The 18,650-nt window shown below is 69.2% G+C and carries 17 protein-coding genes and 2 pseudogenes; 7 read left to right on the forward strand and 12 right to left on the reverse strand.

Translation table 11 applies throughout. The annotated features are described in order from the left end of the window. Positions 1–21 precede the first annotated feature (21 nt). Positions 22–966 carry a universal stress protein gene (locus ABIB26_RS18880; RefSeq protein ID WP_354246609.1) on the forward strand — a complete coding sequence of 315 codons (945 nt, stop codon included), beginning with the start codon at positions 22–24 and terminating at the stop codon, positions 964–966. Positions 967–1,039: 73 nt separating this feature from the next. Next, entirely contained in the window at positions 1,040–2,041 is a 1,002-nt protein-coding gene (locus ABIB26_RS18885) for a zinc-dependent alcohol dehydrogenase family protein (protein ID WP_354246611.1), read from the forward strand. A gap of 134 nt (positions 2,042–2,175) precedes the next feature. On the opposite strand, the gene ABIB26_RS18890 is transcribed toward ABIB26_RS18885, so the two are convergent. Beyond that, positions 2,176–2,853, reverse strand: a complete 678-nt coding sequence (locus ABIB26_RS18890) for an O-methyltransferase (protein ID WP_354246614.1) — start codon at positions 2,851–2,853, stop codon at positions 2,176–2,178. Positions 2,854–2,922: 69 nt separating this feature from the next. After that, positions 2,923–3,288: a thiamine-binding protein gene (locus tag ABIB26_RS18895; RefSeq protein ID WP_354246616.1), complete on the reverse strand. Its 366-nt coding sequence runs from the start codon at positions 3,286–3,288 to the stop codon at positions 2,923–2,925. Between the two features lie 156 nt (positions 3,289–3,444). Between ABIB26_RS18895 and ABIB26_RS18900 the strand changes: the two genes are divergently transcribed. After that, positions 3,445–4,077 (forward strand): TetR/AcrR family transcriptional regulator, encoded by a 633-nt coding sequence (locus tag ABIB26_RS18900; protein WP_354246617.1) that lies wholly within the window; start codon positions 3,445–3,447, stop codon positions 4,075–4,077. Positions 4,078–4,087: 10 nt separating this feature from the next. Next, positions 4,088–4,195: pseudogene (locus tag ABIB26_RS18905) on the forward strand (DUF1232 domain-containing protein); the annotation flags it as partial. Between the two features lie 43 nt (positions 4,196–4,238). Here ABIB26_RS18905 and ABIB26_RS18910 read toward each other — a convergent pair. The 4 genes from ABIB26_RS18910 to ABIB26_RS18925 form a co-directional block, all read right to left on the reverse strand. Then, positions 4,239–4,430 carry a hypothetical protein gene (locus ABIB26_RS18910; protein WP_354246618.1) on the reverse strand — a complete coding sequence of 64 codons (192 nt, stop codon included), beginning with the start codon at positions 4,428–4,430 and terminating at the stop codon, positions 4,239–4,241. Between the two features lie 423 nt (positions 4,431–4,853). Then, positions 4,854–5,165, reverse strand: a complete 312-nt coding sequence (locus ABIB26_RS18915) for an AzlD domain-containing protein (protein ID WP_354246619.1) — start codon at positions 5,163–5,165, stop codon at positions 4,854–4,856. Further along, entirely contained in the window at positions 5,162–5,926 is a 765-nt protein-coding gene (locus tag ABIB26_RS18920; RefSeq protein WP_354246622.1) for an AzlC family ABC transporter permease, read from the reverse strand. The genes ABIB26_RS18915 and ABIB26_RS18920 overlap by 4 nt, the downstream gene beginning before the upstream one ends. Continuing rightward, entirely contained in the window at positions 5,923–6,405 is a 483-nt protein-coding gene (locus ABIB26_RS18925) for a DoxX family protein (RefSeq protein WP_354246624.1), read from the reverse strand. Before ABIB26_RS18925 ends, ABIB26_RS18920 begins: the two co-directional genes overlap by 4 nt. Positions 6,406–6,521: 116 nt before the next feature. On the opposite strand from ABIB26_RS18925, the pseudogene ABIB26_RS18930 reads away from it, so the two are divergent. Both ABIB26_RS18930 and ABIB26_RS18935 read left to right on the forward strand, forming a co-directional pair. Beyond that, positions 6,522–6,983 (forward strand): annotated as a pseudogene (locus ABIB26_RS18930) (ATP-binding cassette domain-containing protein); the annotation flags it as partial. 58 nt (positions 6,984–7,041) lie between these two features. Continuing rightward, complete coding sequence (locus ABIB26_RS18935) at positions 7,042–7,734, forward strand: efflux permease Rv1217c-related protein (protein WP_354246627.1); 693 nt, start codon at positions 7,042–7,044, stop codon at positions 7,732–7,734. Positions 7,735–7,780: 46 nt separating this feature from the next. Here the strand turns inward: ABIB26_RS18935 and ABIB26_RS18940 are convergent, their stop codons facing one another. Continuing rightward, entirely contained in the window at positions 7,781–8,680 is a 900-nt protein-coding gene (locus tag ABIB26_RS18940; protein ID WP_354246629.1) for a glycerophosphodiester phosphodiesterase, read from the reverse strand. A 51-nt stretch (positions 8,681–8,731) separates the two neighbouring features. Here ABIB26_RS18940 and ABIB26_RS18945 point away from each other — a divergent pair, with 51 nt between their 5' ends. After that, entirely contained in the window at positions 8,732–10,036 is a 1,305-nt protein-coding gene (locus tag ABIB26_RS18945; RefSeq protein WP_354246632.1) for a DUF445 domain-containing protein, read from the forward strand. A gap of 353 nt (positions 10,037–10,389) precedes the next feature. On the opposite strand, the gene ABIB26_RS18950 is transcribed toward ABIB26_RS18945, so the two are convergent. The 5 genes from ABIB26_RS18950 to ABIB26_RS18970 are packed head-to-tail and all read right to left on the reverse strand — an operon-like array spanning position 10,390 to position 18,527. Continuing rightward, positions 10,390–11,613 (reverse strand): MFS transporter, encoded by a 1,224-nt coding sequence (locus ABIB26_RS18950; RefSeq protein WP_354246634.1) that lies wholly within the window; start codon positions 11,611–11,613, stop codon positions 10,390–10,392. Between the two features lie 36 nt (positions 11,614–11,649). Further along, positions 11,650–12,465: a respiratory nitrate reductase subunit gamma gene (gene narI, locus ABIB26_RS18955; RefSeq protein WP_354246637.1), complete on the reverse strand. Its 816-nt coding sequence runs from the start codon at positions 12,463–12,465 to the stop codon at positions 11,650–11,652. A gap of 1 nt (position 12,466) precedes the next feature. Beyond that, positions 12,467–13,087 carry a nitrate reductase molybdenum cofactor assembly chaperone gene (gene narJ, locus ABIB26_RS18960; RefSeq protein ID WP_354246640.1) on the reverse strand — a complete coding sequence of 207 codons (621 nt, stop codon included), beginning with the start codon at positions 13,085–13,087 and terminating at the stop codon, positions 12,467–12,469. Next, a complete protein-coding gene (gene narH, locus ABIB26_RS18965) occupies positions 13,084–14,817 on the reverse strand; it encodes a nitrate reductase subunit beta (protein ID WP_354246643.1) in 1,734 nt (577 codons plus the stop codon). Before narH ends, narJ begins: the two co-directional genes overlap by 4 nt. After that, positions 14,817–18,527, reverse strand: a complete 3,711-nt coding sequence (locus ABIB26_RS18970; RefSeq protein ID WP_354246645.1) for a nitrate reductase subunit alpha — start codon at positions 18,525–18,527, stop codon at positions 14,817–14,819. Before ABIB26_RS18970 ends, narH begins: the two co-directional genes overlap by 1 nt. Between the last annotated feature and the right edge of the window lie 123 nt (positions 18,528–18,650).

An 18,650-nucleotide genomic window follows, 5' to 3' on the forward strand; every position in this document is an offset into this window, starting at 1 on the left:
CGACGACCCGGGAGGCAGCATTTGGCACCCGCAGCAGGGCAGGGACGCAGTACCGTGGCTGTGGGCTACGACGGGTCCGAGGCCGCGCAGCAGGCCGTGAGGTGGGCCGCCGAATACGCGGCCACCGTACGGTCGCCGCTCCGCGTCATCCACGCCTGGGTCTGGCCGGTGTTCACCAAAAACCTCGGCCCGGTCAAGGGTGTGGAAGGCAGCGGGCTGCGGCACTCCGCCGAAACCGTCCTGGCCGAAGGCCTAGAACTGGGGCGCCAGGCCTACCGCTCGCTCGCCACGACCGACGCCGGGGCCGCGGCCGGCGGCGGGACTCCAGTCAGCGGCGGGTCCGGAGCCGCGGCCGGCGGCTGGGCCGACGTCGACGGCGTCATGGAAGCCGGGCTCCCGGCGCAGGTCCTGCGCAGCGCTGCCCGGGACGCGCGCCTCCTTGTGGTGGGCAGCCTCGGCATCGGCGGCGTGCTGGGCCAGCTGGCCGGCTCGGTCTGCCTGGATCTGGCCGGTTCCTCCCCCTGCCCGCTGATGGTCATCCGGCGTCCGCGCAGCCCCGGGAGCCCCGTGGTGGTGGGGATCGACGCGACGTCCCGGGGTTCGGCGGCACTGGCCGGCGCCCTCCGGCTCGCGACCGCGCTCGGCACCTCCCTGCAGCTGATCCACATCGACCAGTCACGCGGAGCGGACCGTGAAGAGCCTGGCCGCGAAGAGCATGGCCGCCATGCCCCGCTCCATGGTCGGGAGCTGCTGGACCATGCCTTGGCTGACGCTGTGAAGCTGGCTCCGGAGCTGGCGGTCTCCGGCAAGCTGGTTCAAGGCCATTCCGCGTCCAAGGAACTGCTGGCAGCGGCAAGCGACGCGGACGTACTGGTGATTGGAACCCACAATCGCGAGGGCGGTCCCGGCAACACCGTCTCCGCAGTGCTGCACAAAGCACGCTGCAACGTGCTGATCACGCGCTGATCCCGTTACGCCCGAATGCCGCCTCGGCGGTCACGGCTGTACGGGACCGGAAGCGCGAGGAAAGGAGAGCGCCGTGCGAGCCTGGCGGGTTGCTGAGCCGGGACCGATCAGAAGCGGCCCCCTGGTTGCAGGCGAGTGCCCGGATCCCCGGCCCCGCCCCGGCGAGGTGCTGTTGAGGGTGCGCGTCTGCGGGGTGTGCCGGACGGACCTCCACCTGGCGGAGGGCGAGCTGGAGCCGAGGCACGCCGGGACCATTCCCGGCCACGAAGTCGTCGGCGAAGTACTCCGCTGCGGCACGCGGGCCAGGCGGTTCAGGCCCGGGGAGCGCGTCGGTGTGGCGTGGCTGGGCGGGACCTGCGGTTCCTGCCGGTTCTGCCTGCGCGGCGAAGAAAACCTCTGCCTGTCCCCCACCTTCACCGGGTGGGACCGCGACGGCGGCTATGCCGAGCTGATCACCGTGGCCGAGCAGTTCGCCTACCGGATTCCGGACGTCCTTACGGACGAGGAGGCAGCGCCCCTGCTCTGCGCCGGGATCATCGGCTACCGTGCCCTGGCCCGGGCGGAGCTGCCCATCGGCGGCCGGCTGGGGATCTATGGTTTCGGCGGGTCCGCGCATCTGGCCACCCAGATCGCCCTGTACCGGGGTGCACGCGTGTACGTCATGACCCGGTCAGAGGACGCCCGGCGCCTTGCCCTCGAGCTGGGCGCCACGTTCGCCGGCGGCGCGGAGGAGGGTCCGCCGGACCCGCTGGACTCCGCGATCCTCTTCGCACCGGCGGGCGGCCTGGTGCCGGTGGCGCTTCGCGCCCTGGACCGCGGCGGGACCCTCGCCGTCGCCGGCATCTACCTAAGCGACATTCCGCCGCTGAACTACGCCAGGGAACTATTCCAGGAACGCCAACTCCGAAGCGTCACCGCCAACACCCGTGCCGACGGCGAGGAGTTCTTCCGCATCGCCGCCGAGATCCCGCTCCGCCCCACCACCGTGGCGTATCCCTTCTCCTCCGCGGACAAAGCGCTGCTGGATCTGGCGGAGGGCCGGATCACCGGGGCCGCCGTGCTGGTCATGACCTGACGGCGTGAAGTAGCTGGCACTCGTTGTCGTTTTGGGCGCCGAAAACGACAACAACTGCGAGTCAGTTGGGCTGGGCGGCCGGCCGGTGCCGGTCGCCGGGCAGCCGCGCAGAACCCCGGATGCGGACGCACGGTCTACCGGACGAGCGCCAGGGCGAAGCCGTCCCAACCCTTCGAGCCCACCGTCTGGATCACGGTTGCGTCCAGCCGCGGGTCCTCGCCCATCATCTGCAGCGCACTGATGATGCCGGGCGCGTTGACGGTATCGAGGGCCGGGTCCAGCACGGCGCCTTCCCAGACCACGTTGTCCATGACCACCGTGGTGCCGGGCCGGCCGAGCCTGATGGACCAGTCAAGGTATTGCGCGTCGTTTTCTTTGTCCGCGTCGATGAAGACGAAATCGAACGGCTCGGCACCCTCGTCCTGGAGTGCCTGCAGAGTGTCCAGCGCCGCGCCGACGCGGATCTCCACCTTGTGGCCGAGTCCGGCGTCGTCGACGTTTGCGCGGGCCACGTCGGCATGCTGGGGAAGGAATTCGCAGGTGACCAGCTTGCCGCCGTCGGGTAGTCCCTGGGCCATCCAGATGGTGCTGAAGCCGGCCAGCGTACCGATCTCCAGCACGCGGCGGGCGCCGGAGAGCTGGACCAGCAGCTTGAGCAGCTTACCGGCATTGGGCGTCACCTCGATGGGTGGCAGGCCCGCTTCAAGGGCGGTGGTCACGGCGCGTTGCAGGGAGCTGTCCGGATGGACCACGACGCCGGACAGGAAGTCCTCGACGGCGATCCAGCGGGCGGTGGGCTGATGCTCGATCATGCCCCCAGTCTTCCAGCTGGCCGGGCCGGGCGGTAGCGTCCGGCCCGGAACCTCCCAACGTCCGGTGTTCTAGCCCTGGCCGGGTGCCATGGCCTCGCCGATCGCAGCTTCGAGACGTTCCAGCTTGCCGGTAAGTTCGCCCGAGTAGCCCGGGCGGATGTCCGCCTTGATGACGAGCGAGACGCGGCTGCCGTAGCGTCCGACGGCCTCCGTGGCGCGCTTCACCACCGCGAAGACCTCATCCCAATCGCCTTCGAGAGTGGTGAACATCGAATCGGTATGGTTGGGCAGCCCGGACTCCCGGACGATCCGCACCGCCTCGGCGACGGCGTCGTGCACCGAGGCCTCATCCGCCGCGGCAGAGGAATCTGTTGGGCCGGACGGGGCGCCGGGCGCGGGCCGGCCGGAGGGGGCGACAGAAAATGCAAGCAACATGGTCCCAGTCTTTCATGCCGCCAGGAGACCTTCGGCACCCGTTCCGGGACCGGTTTCGGAACCGTCTCGGGGCCCGTTTCGGTCCGCCAATCGACATCTTGGGCACTACGCGTCGGTAACAGGTTTACTCAACCTTTGCGTTGCTACCCTAAGCAAATGAACCGGGTTATAGAAGGCAGGCCGCTCCGTGCGGACGCCGCGCGCAATGTGGACAAGATCATCACGGCGGCCCGGCAATGCTTCCGCGAGCACGGCCCGGAAGTCCCGCTGCAGACCATCGCCGTGACCGCCGGGGTGGGCCCGGCCACCCTGTTCCGGAACTTTGCGGACAAGGAAGAACTGGTCCTCGCAGCATTGCACCGGCAGCTCGGACGGCTGGTGGATCCGGTCATCGAGGAGGCCCTGGCCAACCCGGATGCTGCCGAGGGCCTCTTCCGCGTGATCGACGCGCTGATGGGTGTCGCCAGCGAGGAGGCCAACCTGCTCGGCGCCGTCGCCGGCCGGCGTGGCCTGTTGACCGGCATCACCGGTGACCTGATCGAATCCGTAGCCGTGCTGCTCGGCCGCGGACAGGGCCAGGGAACCCTGCGCAGCGACATTTCGATGACGGACCTGATCCGGCTCCTGGCCATGCTGATCGGCGTCGTGGACACCATGGAGGCCGGCTCGGACGCCTGGCGCCGCCCCGTGGCCCTGGTCGAGGACGCCATCCGCACGGAACGGCCGCACCGGCCGCTGCCGCCGCAGGGGCCGCTGTCCGGCACGGCGTTCGACGCCGTGCTCGGCTAGCGCCGGTGGTGTGGGAGACCATCGGCGGAATTGTCGGCGGTATGCTGCGTACCTGCTGTCACCGATCGACCCCGTGCCGGACGTCCTGCCCGTGATCGGCTACGCCGGCGATGTCGTCGTGATGGCCCTGGTCCTGCGTTCCGAAAGCCGGATTCTCCGCTTTAGTCCTCCGCCGGCTTCTCTTTGGCTTCCTGGAGATGGTGCTGCAGCTTCTCCTCGGCCTCGCGCCGGCGGCGTGCCATCTCGCGCAGTTCCCGGGTGGACTCAGCTCCCGGGGGGACATAAGGCTCGTGCGGCTTGGGGTGCTGCCCCTTGCCGGCTGCACCCCGCTCCGGCACGTCGTTGTCGCTCATAACCGAATGCTCCCATGGGGCATCCGGGGTCAGTAGGGACTAAAGACCGTTACGGCCCGGTACGACGGCGGTATGCGGCCGCCCTGCTAGTGGTCATTTTCGTTAGTTCGTCGGGGGTTTAGTGGCCCGGACCTCTTCGGGTCGGGAGGACATGCCCATTCCTCGCGCCCGGGTCCGGACAGAACCGGAATATGTCCATCCGCCGACCCCGGCGCGGGGCATCACCGTCCGTATCCCGGGGGCATTTGAGGGTGGCTCCGCTGCGGGGATCGGCTACTCTCCGGGAGGACATGCCCATTCCTCGCGCCGGGGACAGGGCATGATCGGAATATGTCCATTCCCCGGCCCCGGCGCGGGGCATGTCCTTGAGCCCGGCCACCCCACCGTCTGGACCTGACCCCGACGAACTAACGAAAATGCCCGCTAGCCCCAGCCCAGCAGCCGAAGCCCGGCGGCGGCGCCGGCCCCGGCGAGGACCACCACAAGGAACGGCGCCCGGAAACACAAGGCGACGCCGGCCGCCGCCAGCGCCCCGAGCCGGGCGTCCAGCGCCAACGACTGGCCCGTTGCCACCGCGTTCACGATGGTCAGGGATGCCAGCAGCCCGATGGTCATGGTGCCGGCGATCCTGGACATCCGGGGATCGCGGAGCAGGCTGGCGGGAACCAGATAGCCGAGCAGTTTCCAGGCATAGCCCAGCAGGCAGGCGAGGAGCAGCCACAGCCACAGGCTCATGGGGTATCCCCTGAGGGACGGGAAGAGGGACGGGACGAGGGGTGGGCGGGGTGATGCGCCGCATAGGGATCCACATCCGGTTCCAGGCCTTCGTCACTGCGGCCGTGGCTCAGCCAGCCGATTCCCGCTGCCACCACGGCGGCCACCAGGATCGGCACCCCGGCGGGCACGAACGGGACGGCGAGCACCGTGGCCAGCGCGCACACGACGGCGATCGCCACCGGTTCGCGGCCTTTCAGCCGCGGCCAGAGCAGGCCCAGGAACGCCGCCACCGCGGCGCCGTCGAGACCCCACTGCTTGGGGTCGCCCAGCGCGGCTCCCGCGAGCGCGCCGACCGCGGTGAACAGGTTCCACAGCACGAAGATGCCGAGGCCTGCCGTCCAGAAGCCGCGGCTCTGTTCGATCGGATCCGTCTGCCCGGTGCTGGTGGCGGTGGACTCGTCGATCGTCACGTGGGCGGCGGCGAACCTGAGCCAGCCGCGCGGCCGGAGCAGGGCGTTGATCTGCATGCCGTAAATCCCGTTGCGCATGCCCAGCAGCGTGGCGGCCCCCATCGCGGCGACGCCGGAGCCGCCTCCGGCCACCACGCCGATGAAGGCGAACTGCGAACCGCCGCTGAAGAGCAGCAGGCTCAGGGCCATGGTCTGCCAGAAGTCGAGCCCCGAGGTGACCGACAAGGCTCCAAAAGACACGCCGTAGAGGCCCGTGGCGATGCTGATCGAGAGTCCCACCCGCACGGCCGGGGACTGCAGGAACTTCATGGCCGCCGCCCCGGGACGGTTTCCGGCTGGGCCGGTTGGCCGGCGCCCGGCTTCGTGAGGCTCCAGGCCCAGGCCATCAGCGGTGCCTGCAGCGGGAGGCGCAGGGCGTGGACCCGGCGCTGGCGGGGCGTGCCGTCCGGTCCGTAGGCCCGGCGCAGGGCGTCGACGTGCCCGGCCAGAAAGAGCGTGAACAGGGCGGTGACGCAGCCGGCCGTCGCCGGGCGCGTGGCTGGGATCAGGAGTCCGACGGCGGCGCCGGCTTCCAGCAGCCCGCTGACGGCAACCCATTCCTGCCGGGACAGCACGGCGAGCGGACCGTTGGGCCTGGCACCGGAGTCGTCGCGGCAAAGGAAGTCCGGAACCACCTGGTCAAAGAACTCCGGCTCCCGGAAGTGCTTTCCGGCGCTGGCCAGCAGCAACGCGCTCAGGGCAGCCGCGGCAAGCGTCTGGGTGGCCCGGCCGGACCAGCGAAATGGCATGGAACAACTCAATCACAGCCACGGACCCCGCTGAAACCGCGGGTGCTCCACGGACGGGTCTGAGCCGGGTCTTAGGGCCGGGGTCCTGCGCCCCAATGCGGCGTACCTTGTTGACTATGAGCAGTGTGGTGGAGATGACCGGCGTCGTAAAGCGTTTCGGAACCGTGACTGCCCTCGACGGCCTGGATTTCGAAGTCGTCGCCGGCGAGGTGCACGGTTTCCTCGGCCCCAACGGGGCCGGGAAGTCGACCACCCTGCGGCTGCTTCTGGGGCTGCTGCATGCCAATGCGGGCTCCATCCGGGTGCTGGGGATGGACCCCTGGCGCGAGGTGGCGTCGCTGCACCGCCGGCTCGCCTACGTCCCCGGTGACGTCGCCCTCTGGCCGAACCTGACCGGCGGCGAGGTGATCGATTTGCTCGGCCGGCTGCAGGGCGGCCAGGACCGGGCCCGGCGGGACCGGCTGCTGGAGCTCTTCGAGTTGGATCAGGGCAAGAAATCGCGCACCTACTCCAAGGGCAACCGGCAAAAGGTGGCGCTCGTCGCCGCGCTCGTCACCGACGCCGAACGCTTCCTCCTCGTCCGGTGTCTGGGACCTGGCGGTCCGCTTGCAGCTGCGGATCTGGGTTGCCTGGGCCGTGGCGTTCGTGCTCTTCGGCGTGCTGATCGGCTCGCTGGTAGGGAACGTGGCGGAGCTTCTGAGTTCCCCCACTGCCCAGGACCTGATCACGCAGCTGGGCGGGCGGCAGGCCCTTAACGATGCTTTCCTGGCCGCCGAGATCAGCATCATGGGGCTCCTCGCAGCCGTCTATGGCGTGTCCGCAGCGAACCACCTGCGCAGCGAGGAGGCCGCAGGCCATACCGAAGCTCTCCTCGGCACCGCAACCACCCGCGTCCGCTGGGCGAGCAGCCACTATGCGGCTGCCCTGGCGGGAGTCAGCGCCCTGATGCTGCTCGCAGGGCTGTCAATCGGAGCCGGAGCCGCCTCCGTCCTCCTCGACGGCGACCAGCTGGGCAGGTCCACGGCGGCTGCCCTGGCCCAGATCCCGGCGGCCTGGGTCATGACGAGCGCCCCCCTGACCGTGTTCGGTTGGGCGCCGAGATTCGCCGGCGCTGTGTGGGGGCTGCTGTTCGCCTTCGTCGCACTCGGTGAATTCGGCGTGCTCTGGAACGCACCCCAATGGCTGATGGACCTTTCCCCGTTCCGGCATTCCCCGCTGCTCCCCGTGGGGTCCGGCTCGATGGGTGAGCTGGCCGGTCTCACGGCAGCCGCTGCGGTGCTTGCCGCCCTCGGCTACCTCGGCTGGCGGCGCCGGGACCTCGCCGCCTGAGCCCGGGTGCCGGCGCTCAGGGAAGCCGGCGCACAGGTGCGGACGCTCAGCGAAGCCGCTGGCTGCCCGCCGAGAGCTGGGCGAGGACCTGCGCGGGCCTGTTCGTGGTGATCTCTTGGATGCCCAGACCCTGGCAGAGGGCGACGTCGTTGTCCGAGTCCACGGTCCAGACCCGGAACCGGCGTCCGGAGGCGAGCCAGCGCCGGACGGTCCGCGAGTGCTGGCGGACGTAGTCGATGCCGGGTCCGGCCATGCCGACCTCGCAGTCGTCCAGGATCCGCACGCCCTCGGCCTGGGCCGCCTTCATGACGTTGGCCAGCGCACCGCCGGTGAGTGCCCCGAGGCCGAGTTCTTCGCGGATTTCCTCCACGTCGACGTCGTCGATGAGCTGGCAGACGGCCTCCGCCGGGACGGTCTTGAGCAGGTGTTTCACCGCGTCCGGGCTGAAGCTCATGAAGGACACCTTGATGTTGCCCAGCATCGAGGTGGCGGGATTCCACCCCTCGGCCCTCAGGACCTCGAGGACGCGGTCCTCGAGCTTGAGCTGGTAGGGGCTCGGGTGCTTGAGCTCGATCGCGAGGCCGATCTCCCGGCCCACCTCCCGGAGGATGTCCAGCAGCTCGGGAAGGGTCAGGAACTGGGTCGATACACCACCGTATTCGGCGGGTATCCTGGCGCCCCGCCAGGAGGAGAAATCCAGCCGGCGGAGCTCCTGCAGGGTCCGGTCCGCGACGGGCCCGGTGCCATCCGAGGTGCGGTCCAGGTTGGCGTCGTGCAACAGCACGGCGTGCTGGTCACGGGTCAGGTGCACGTCGCACTCGACACCGTCCGCGCCCTCGGCAATGGCCTGCAGGTAGGCGGCGCGGGTGTGCTCGGCGAAGGCTTCGCTGGAGCCCCGGTGCGCGTAGACCAGCGGACGGGCGGCGCGTGACTCGTCAGTCGTCATGGTGCCACGTTAGCGGACCGGGCCTGCCTCAAGCCCGGCTAGGCTGGGCACATGCAGGTGAACACTGATCGATCCTCCCGGCCCGGGTCCGCCGCCGCCGAACACCGGCTCAGCGCGGCAGACGCCGAGAAGGCCGTGGCGCTGCGGAAGATGAAGCGGCTGGCGGTGTCGCTGCTGATCGTCATGGCCGTCATCTTCGTGGCGGCCTTCGCCCTGCAGAAGCAGTATCCGTGGCTCGAATACGTCCGGGCGGCAGCCGAGGGCGGCATGGTGGGCGCCCTCGCCGACTGGTTCGCCGTCACGGCCCTGTTCAAGTACCCGATGGGTCTCAAGATCCCGCACACCGCCATCATTCCGCGCCGCAAGGACCAGATCGGCGCCTCGCTGGGCGAATTCGTGGAGACCAACTTCCTCTCCGAACAGGTGGTCCAGGAGAAGCTGGCCTCCATGGACATCGCCCGCAAGGCGGGCGCCTGGCTGTCCGGGCCCGGCGGTGCCGAGCGCGTCGCCAAGGAAGGTGCCGCCGTCATCCGCGGCGCGTTCAAGGTCCTCAACGACGACGACGTCCAGGCGGTGATCGAGTCCATGGTCCGCAAGCACCTGCTCACACCGCCATGGGGACCGCCGGTAGGCCGGCTCGCCGAGCGGATCTTCGACGACGGCCACCACCACGCACTGGTGGACCTGCTGGTGGACCGCACGGTGGACTGGGTGCGGGACAACCAGGAGACGGTCAACAGACTGGTCACCGACCGTTCCCCGACGTGGGTGCCGTCGTTCGTGGACGGGCTCGTGGGCGACAAGGTGTATGTGGAGATCCTGAAGTTCACCCGCGCCGTGCAGTCCAATCCGCAGCACCAGGTGCGCCAGTCGATCGACAAGTACCTCAAGGAACTCGCGCAGGACCTGCAGCATGACCCTGTCATGATCGCCCGCGCCGAGGGCATCAAAGCGCAGGTGCTCGGCGACCCCGAGGTCCGCGAGCTCGCCTCCCGCACCTGGGGCACCGTCAAGGCGGCGCTGCTCGCCGCCGTCGACGATCCGCACAGCGAGCTGACCGTAAGGTTCAAGGCGGCCGTGCACGATTTCGGCACCCGGCTGGTGGTCGATCCCGAGCTGGCCGGCAAGGTGAACAGGTGGATCGGCGACGCCGCGGGCTACCTCGTGAAGACCTACCGCTCGGACATCGCCGCCGTGATCACCGATACCGTGGGCCGCTGGGACGCCGAGGAAACCTCGCAGAAGATCGAGCTCCAGGTGGGCAGGGATCTGCAGTTCATCCGGATCAACGGCACCGTGGTGGGCGCACTCGCCGGACTGGCCATCTTCACGGTGGCGCACCTGGTGTTCGGCTGACAGGCCTCCGGGCCCGCAGCTAGGCGGCATTTTCGTTAGTTCGCCGGGGGTTCAGGTCCAGGCAGCGGGGCCGCCGGGCTTAAGGACATGCCCCGCGCCGGGGTCGGCGGATGGGCATATTCCGGTTGTGCCCGGTCCCCGGCCCGAAGACTGGGCATGTCCTCCCGGAGAGCAGCTGATCCCCGCAGCGGAGCCACCCGCACATGCGCCCGGATCCGGACGGTGCCCTCCGCCAGGCCGGCGGGCGGACATATTCCGGTTATGCCCGGTCCCGGCCCGAAAACTGGGCATGTCCTCCCGACACGAAGAGTTCTGGGCCCCCTAAACCCCCGACGAACTAACGAAAATGACAGCTAGGCGGGTGCGAGCTTCGCCTTGGCCCGGCCCTTCACGGCGAAGATCGTGAAGGCCAGCGCCGCGAGGGCCGTGACCACGAGCAGCAGCAACCCGATCGAGTAGCTGCGCGTCGCGGCGTCGTACGTTGCGCCCATCACCAGCGGCGGGAAGTAGCCGCCCAGGCCGCCGGCCGCGCTGACCACTCCGCTGATGCTGCCCACCTTGCCCGGCGGAGCGAGCACACCCACCCAGGCGAACACCCCGCCCGTGCCCAGGCCCAGCGCCGCCGCCATGGCCACGAACGTCAGGCCGGCGGGGACGTCGCCGTCGGGCTGCAGGTTCACCACCCAGGCGAGCACCGCGACGCCGGCGAGCGAGAGGATCACCACGGGCTTGGGGCCGAACCTGTCTGCGAGCACCCCGCCCACCGGCCGTGCCAGCACGGCCGCGAGGGCGAATCCTGCGGTGCGGGCGCCGGCCGCGCTGGGATCGAAGCTGTAGACATCGCGGAGGTAGGTGGGCAGGTAGGTGGCGAAGGAAACGAAGCCACCGAAGACGACGGCGTAGAGGAAGCACATCTTCCAGGTGACCGGGGTGCGGGCGGCGTCGGCTAGCCTGGGCAGCACCGGGGCGGTGCTGCGGGTCCAGCCCGGGGATTCCTTAATCAGGAACCAGACCAAGGCCGCCATCACCGCCAGTATCCCGGCGATCAGCAGGTGCGTGGGGAAGTAGCCGATTCCGGCGACGAGCCGCGGATTGAGGAAGGCCGCCAGCGCCGTGCCGCCCATCCCCGCGCCGAAGACGCCGGTGGCGAAGCCCCGCCGGGACGGCTGGTACCAGGCGCTGACGAAGGGGATGCCGACGGCGAAGACCGTTCCGGCCACGCCGAGCAGCAGCCCCGCGCCCAGCACCAGCGCGAACGAGCGCATCGTGCCGCCGACGGCCACCAGCAGGATGGGGAGGATGGACGCCAGCAGCACAAAGGTGAACATGGCGCGGCCGCCGTATTTGTCCGTCAGGGTGCCGACGGCAATCCGGCCCAGCGAACCGACGAAGACCGGCATGGCCACGAGCACGCCGGTGGTGGCCGGGTTGAGCTGGAGGTTCTGCGTGTAGAAAGCCCCCAGCGTGGCCACGGAGTTCCACGCCCAGAAACCCGCCACCGACGCCGAAGTGGCGAGCACCAGGTTGAGTGTCCGGCCCGCGGGGACGGAAGGAGGCGCGGGTGCGGATCCGGCCACAGTGGTTTCCTCTCTCGCCAGTTCAGAAGGTTCAGCTCAGCGGTTCCGGGTGTCCCGGTCGCGGGTTCCGACGGCGGACCAGCCGCGGCGGGCGGCGACGGTGCTCCGCGCACCGCCGCCGGCTGCTGCTTTGCCTCCGGCCCGGTCGCGGTCCCGGGAGCGGTAGACGATGTAGGGCCGGAAGAGGTAGTGGAACGGGGCAGTGAAGGCGTGGACCAGCCGAGTGAACGGCCAGATCACGAAGAGCGCCATGCCCACCAGGGTGTGCAGGTGGAAGGAGAACGGCGCTTCCGCCATGGCCGCGATGTCCGGCTGGAGGATGAACAGGGAGCGGAACCACGGGGCCACCGTCTCGCGGTAGTTGTGGCCGTGCTCGCCCCCGAAAACGCTGGCCAGTGTGGTCCACAGGCCGAAGACGATGGCGGCGGTGAGCACCACGTACATGGTCTTGTCATTCTTGGTGGTGGCCATGAACACCGGCCCGGTGGTGCGGCGGCGGTAGATCAGCAGGATGATCCCGCCGAGCGTTCCCACCCCGGCCACCCCGCCCACCAGCAAGGCGTTGAAGTGGTAGAACTCCTGGCTCATCCCCACGGCCTCGGTCCACACCAGCGGGATGACCAGGCCGAAGAAGTGCCCGGCGATCACGGCGAGCAGGCCGAAGTGGAACAGCGGGGAGGCGATGCGCAGCAGCCGGGACTCGTACAGCTGGGAGGACCTCGTGGTCCAGCCGAACTGGTCGTACTTGTACCGCCAGACGAGCCCGCCCACCAGGATCACCGCCATGACGTACGGCAGAACGCCCCAGAGCACGATGTCCAGTGCAGTGTTGTCCCGTGCGGGGATGGCCATCTCAGGCCCCCTTCACGGGCAGCAGGCGCGGGTCGTAGGGGTCCAGCCCCACCGCCTCGGTGGGCGGGCCGTAGCCGGCCATCCGCATCACGGCCTGCTCGTCGGCCGGCGACTTTCCCGGCAGGGTGGCGCAGATGGCCTGCAGGATCCTGGCGTGCGGCAGTTCGTCCCGCAGCAGCCCGAAGCGGAGCATCTCCAGGCTCGCCCGGAAGCGGGTCAGCAGCCCGCGGCCGGCCGCCAGGTCCACCACCGCGGCGAACTCCAGGACCATCGGCAGGTAGTCCGGCAGTTCCCCTTGGGTGTCCACCAGGATGTCGCTTTGCCGGTACGTCGTCTTGAAGTTGCCCAGGACCTCACCGCGGCGCCGGGTGTCCCCGTCCGTCCAGTAGGACAGGTGCAGGGCGTGGCGCTTGCCGAGGTCGAACTCGCGCACGTACTGGGCCTGGACTTCCATCGGCGGCGTGGACTCCAGCAGGTCCAGGACTTCCGTGAAGTCCGCCACGGCGCCGGGGAATTCGGCCAGGGCGGCGCGCATCAGCGGCACCCGGCCGATCAGTTCCGCGTCCGGGTAGGACAGGCACCAGGCCGCCGCGAGGTACACAACCTGCTGGCGCCGCGTCACGGCTGGTCGCCCGCCGGAGGGGCGTCGTGGCCGACGGGCCCCGCCGCCGGGGTCCCGGAACTGGGACCGGGACCGGGCGGCTTTTCCGGAAAGAGCCCGGAAGGGGCCCCCGTGCCGTCCCAGTTCAGCAGGTTCACCCGCCCTCGCAGGGTCGTTTCGCCGGGCGCGGAGCTCGAGGTCTGCCGGTCCCGCAGGGCGTTGAAGGTTTCCACCGCCACGGGAACGGGCCGGCCGCTGGCTTCACCGAACGGGGAGGTATCCTGCATGCCCGGGCCGCCGTCGAAGTCCAGCGAACAGCCCATCTCCTCGAGGTCATGGGCCTGTTCAACATGCGCCTTCGGGATCACGTAGCGTTCCTCGTACTTGGCGATCGCCATCAGCCGGTACATCTCGTACATGGTTTGGCTGTCCATGCCCACAGCCGCCGGGATGGAGTCGTCGGGGTCGTGGCCCATGCTGATGCCGCGCATGTAGGAGCGCATCGCCGCGAGTTTCTTCAGCACTGCGGTGACCCGGCCGGCGTCGCCAGCGGTGAAGAGTTCGGCGAGGTACTCCACCGGGATGCGCAGCGCGTCGATGGCGCCGAAGAGGTTGCCGGCGTCCTCGCCGTCGTGGCCCTGGTCGCGCAGCAAATCCACCACCGGGGACAGCGGCGGCACATACCAGACCATCGGCATGGTCCGGTATTCCGGGTGCAGCGGCAGCGCCACCTGGTAGACCTTGGCCAGGGCGTACACCGGCGAGCGCCGGGCGGCGTCGACCCAGTCCTCCGGGATGCCCTGGGCCCGGGCCTCGGCCTGGACGGCGGGATCGTTCGGGTCCAGCAGCACGTCCATCTGGGCGTCGTAGAGCTCCTGCGGGTCCGTGACGGACGCCGCCGCGGTGACGGCGTCGGCGTCGTAGAGGAACAGCCCCAGATACCGCAGCCGGCCCACGCAGGTTTCCGAGCAGACCGTCGGCAGCCCCACCTCCACCCGCGGATAGCAGAAGGTGCACTTCTCGGCCTTGCCGGTCTTGTGGTTGAAGTACATTTTCTTGTACGGGCAGCCGGTGACGCACTGGCGCCAGCCTCGGCATTTGTCCTGGTCCACCAGGACGATCCCGTCCTCCACCCGCTTGTAGATGGCGCCGGAGGGGCAGGAGGCCATGCAGGACGGGTTGAGGCAGTGCTCGCAGATCCGCGGCAGGTAGAACATGAAGGTCTGCTCGTACGCGAACTTGATCTTGTCCTCGGACTCGCGGCGGACCTTCTCCACGATCGGGTCCAGGTGTCCGTATTCGGTGGAGCCGCCCAGGTCATCGTCCCAGTTCGCGGACCAGGTGATCTTGGTGTCCTCGCCGGTGATCAGGGACTTGGGCCGCGCCACCGGGAAATCGTCGCCCAGCGGCGCGTCCACGAGGGTCTTGTAGTCGTAGGTCCACGGCTCGTAGTAGTCCTTGAGCTCGGGCTGGATCGGGCTGGCGAAGATCCCCAGGAGCTTCTTCACCCGGCCGCCGGCCTTGAGCACCAGCTTGCCGCGCTTGTTCAGCTCCCAGCCGCCCTGCCACTTCTCCTGGTCCTCGTAGCGGCGCGGATACCCCTGCCCGGGGCGGGTCTCGACGTTGTTGAACCAGACGTATTCGGTGCCCGCACGGTTGGTCCAGGCCTGCTTGCAGGTCACGGAACAGGTGTGGCAGCCGATGCATTTGTCCAGGTTCATGACCATGCCCATTTGAGCCATGACACGCATCAGTACTGCACCTCCTGTGAACGACGGCGGACGGTGGCCACCATGTCGCGCTGGTTCCCGGTGGGGCCAAGGTAGTTGAACGCGTAAGCCAGCTGGGCGTAGCCGCCGATCAGGTGCGAGGGTTTGACCAGCAGCCGGGTCACCGAGTTGTGGATGCCGCCGCGCCTCCCGGTCGCCTCGGACTTCGGCACGTCGATGGTGCGTTCCTGCGCGTGGTGGACGTAGACCACGCCGGCGGGCATCCGGTGGCTGACGATCGCCCGGGCCACGAGGACGCCGTTGATGTTCACGCACTCCACCCAGTCGTTGTCCTTGACCTGGATGGCGCCCGCGTCGGACGGGCACATCCAGACCGTCGGCCCGCCGCGGGAGAGCGAAAGCATCAGCAGGTTGTCCTGGTACTCGGAGTGGATGGACCACTTGGAGTGCGGGGTCAGGTAGCGGACCACCACCTCCATGGCCCCGTCCTGGCCGAGTTTGGGTTCGCCGAAGAGCCGGTGCATGTCCAGCGGCGGCCGGTAGATCGGCAGGGCCTCGCCGATGTCGATCATCCAGTCGTGGTCCAGGAAGAAGTGCATCCGTCCGGTCAGGGTGTGCCAGGGCTTGAGCCGCTCCACGTTGATGGTGAATGGGGCGTAGCGCCTGCCGCCGGTCTCGGAACCGGACCACTCCGGCGAGGTGATCACCGGGACCGGGCCGGCCTGGGTCTGGGCGAAGGTGATGAATTTTTCCTCGGAGCCCTCGGCCAGGTCCGCCAGTTTCCGGCCGGTGCGGATCTCCAGGTCCTTGAAGCCCTGCACGGACAGCGCGCCGTTGGTGGTGCCGGAGAAGGCCAGGATGGCCTCGGCCATTTTCGCGTCGGTGTCGATCGCGGGGCGGCCGTCCGCTGCGCCGCCGAGCATCACGCCGTTGGAGCGGCTGAGCCGCTCCAACGGGCCCGCGAGTTTGTAGGTGACGTTCTTGACCGTGAAGCCCAGTTTGTCGGCCAGCGGCCCGACGGCGGCCAGCTTGTCCGCGATGGCGGTGTAGTCCCGCTCGACCACGGAAAAGACGGGCATGTTCTGTCCCGGCACCGCGGGGATGGACGTGTCCCGCCAGTCCCGGACGATCCCGCCGGGCTGGGCGAGCTGGCCGGGGGTGTCATGCTGCAGCGGCACGCTGACCAGGTCCCGGCGGACGCCCAGATGGGTTTTCGCCATCCGGGAGAACTCCTGGGCCAGCAGGTGGAAAGTGTCGAAATCCGTCTTGGTTTCCCAGGGCGGGTCGATCGCCGGGCTGAAGGCGTGCACGAAGGGGTGCATGTCGGTGGATGACAGGTCGTGCTTCTCGTACCAGGTGGCTGCCGGGAACACGACGTCGGACAGCAGTGTGGTGGAGGTCATCCGGAAGTCCGCGGAGACCAGCAGGTCCAGCTTTCCCTCCGGCGCCTGCTCATGCCATTTCACATCCTTGGGCTTGAGGCCTTCGGCGTGGTCCTTGCCCAGGACGTTGTTGTGGGTTCCCAGCAGGTTGCGGAGGAAGTACTCATTGCCCTTGGCGGAGGAGCCGAACAGGTTGGAGCGCCACAGCACGAGCGTCCGCGGCCAGTTCTCCGGAGCGTCGACGTCCTCGATCGCTGGATTCAGTGTGCGGTTTTTCAGCGCGTCCGCGATGTAGCCGGGGGTGTCCTTTGCGGTGCCGGCGGCGACGGCGGCCTCGGCCTCGTCCGCGAGGTCCAGGGGGTTCCTGTCGAACTGCGGGTAGAACGGCATCCAGCCGAGCCGCGCGGACTGGGCCAGTGCGTCCGCGGTGTGCATGCCGTCCAGGGCCCCCGTGGAGAGCGGGGATTTGAGCGCATCCGCGGAGTAGCCGTCCTGCCGCCACTGGTCCGTGTGCATGTACCAGTAGCCGGTGCCGATCATGGTCCGCGGCGGCCGGGCCCAGTCCAGCGCGTTCGCCAGCGACACCCAGCCGGTGGCGGGCCGGGTCTTTTCCTGCCCCACGTAGTGCGCCCAGCCGCCGCCGTTGCGGCCCATGCAGCCGGTCAGCATCACGAGGGCCAGCACCGCCCGGTAGGTGGTGTCGCCGTGGAACCACTGGCAGATCCCGGCGCCCATGATGATCATGGACCGGCCCTTGGACTCTTCGGCGTTGCGGGCGAACTCGCGGGCCACCCGGATGCAGGCCTGGGCCGGGACGGACGTGATCTCCTCCTGCCAGGCCGGAGTGTAGGGCGTCGAGGCGTCGTCGTAGCCGGCGGCCCACTCCCCCGGGAGCCCGTCGCGGCCGACGCCGTACTGGGCCAGCATCAGGTCGAACACGGTGGTGACCAGCTGGCCCTGGACCCCGAGGACCGGCACGCCGCGCCTCAGCACGCTGCCGGTTCCGTCCGCCTGCTCGAAGCACGGCAGCAGGATCTCGGCGCTCTCACCGGAGACTTCCCGCAGCGACAGCGCCGGCTCGATCCCCTCGAGGTCCAGGTTCCACTTGCCCTCGCCGCTGCCGGAGTAGCGGAAGCCCATGGAGCCGTTGGGCACGGCGGGGAGGCCGGTCCTCTTGTCGAACAGCACGGTGCGGAACGCCGCGTCCTCGGCCCCGGACTCGGCCGGGAGGTCCTTGGCGGTGAGGAACTTCGACGGCGTGAGGGAACCGTCGTCGCGCCGTTCCAGCCGGACCAGGAACGGCAGGTCGGTGTACTGCCGGACGTAGTCGGAGAAGAAGGGCACCTCGCGGTCCACGAAGAATTCCCTGAGCATCACGTGCCCCATCGCCATGGCCAGCGCGGCGTCGGTGCCGGCCTGGGCGGGGAGCCATTCGTCGGCGAACTTCGTGTTGTCCGCATAGTCCGGGCTGACTGTGACCACCTTGGTGCCGCGGTAGCGTACCTCGGCCATCCAGTGCGCGTCCGGGGTGCGGGTGACGGGGACGTTGGAGCCCCACATCATGAGGTAGCCCGCGTCCCACCAGTCGCCGGATTCCGGGACGTCGGTCTGGTCGCCGAAGACCTGCGGGCTGGCCACGGGCAGGTCCGCGTACCAGTCGTAGAAGGACGTCATCACCCCGCCGATCAGCTGGATGAAGCGGGTTCCGACCGCGTGCGACACCATGGACATCGCGGGGATCGGCGAGAAGCCGGAGCAGCGGTCCGGGCCGTAGTTCCTGATCGTATTCACGTGGGCGGCGGCCGCGATCTCGATCGCTTCCTGCCAGGACACGCGCACCAGGCCACCCTTGCCGCGGGCCTGCTGGTAGCGGCGGCGCCGTTCCGGGTCCCCCACGACGTCGGCAAAGGCCAGCACCGGGTCACCGAGCCGGGACTTGGCCTCGCGGTACATTTCCACGAGGACGCCCCGGGCGTAGGGGAAGCGGACGCGGGTGGGCGAGTAGGTGTACCAGGAAAAGGCCGCCCCGCGCGGGCAGCCCCGCGGCTCGTATTCCGGGCTGTCCGGGCCCACCGACGGGTAGTCGGTCTGCTGGGATTCCCAGGTGATGATGCCGTCCTTGACGTACACCTTCCAGGAGCACGAACCGGTGCAGTTCACCCCGTGCGTGGAGCGGACCACCTTGTCGTGGCTCCACCGATCGCGGTAGAAGATGTCACCCTTGCGGCCGCCCTCGCGGAACACCGCCCTGCCGTCGTCGGTCTGGTCCCACTTCGTGAAAAAGCGGCCCAGCTTCAACATTGCATCCGAGGCGGGTCCGTCGAACCCCGCGGAGCCTCCGGCAGTCATGCCTTCAAGCTAGGTCGCGCTTTCCGGCCCGGATAGGGCCTTAGGGCACTGGGCAGGCCCCCGGGCAGCTGCAGGCGGGCGACGGGGCGATGCACGATCGGTGATGCCAAGCACGGATGTGCC

The organism is Arthrobacter sp. UYEF20 (genome assembly GCF_040546335.1).
GTDB lineage: Bacteria > Actinomycetota > Actinomycetes > Actinomycetales > Micrococcaceae > Arthrobacter.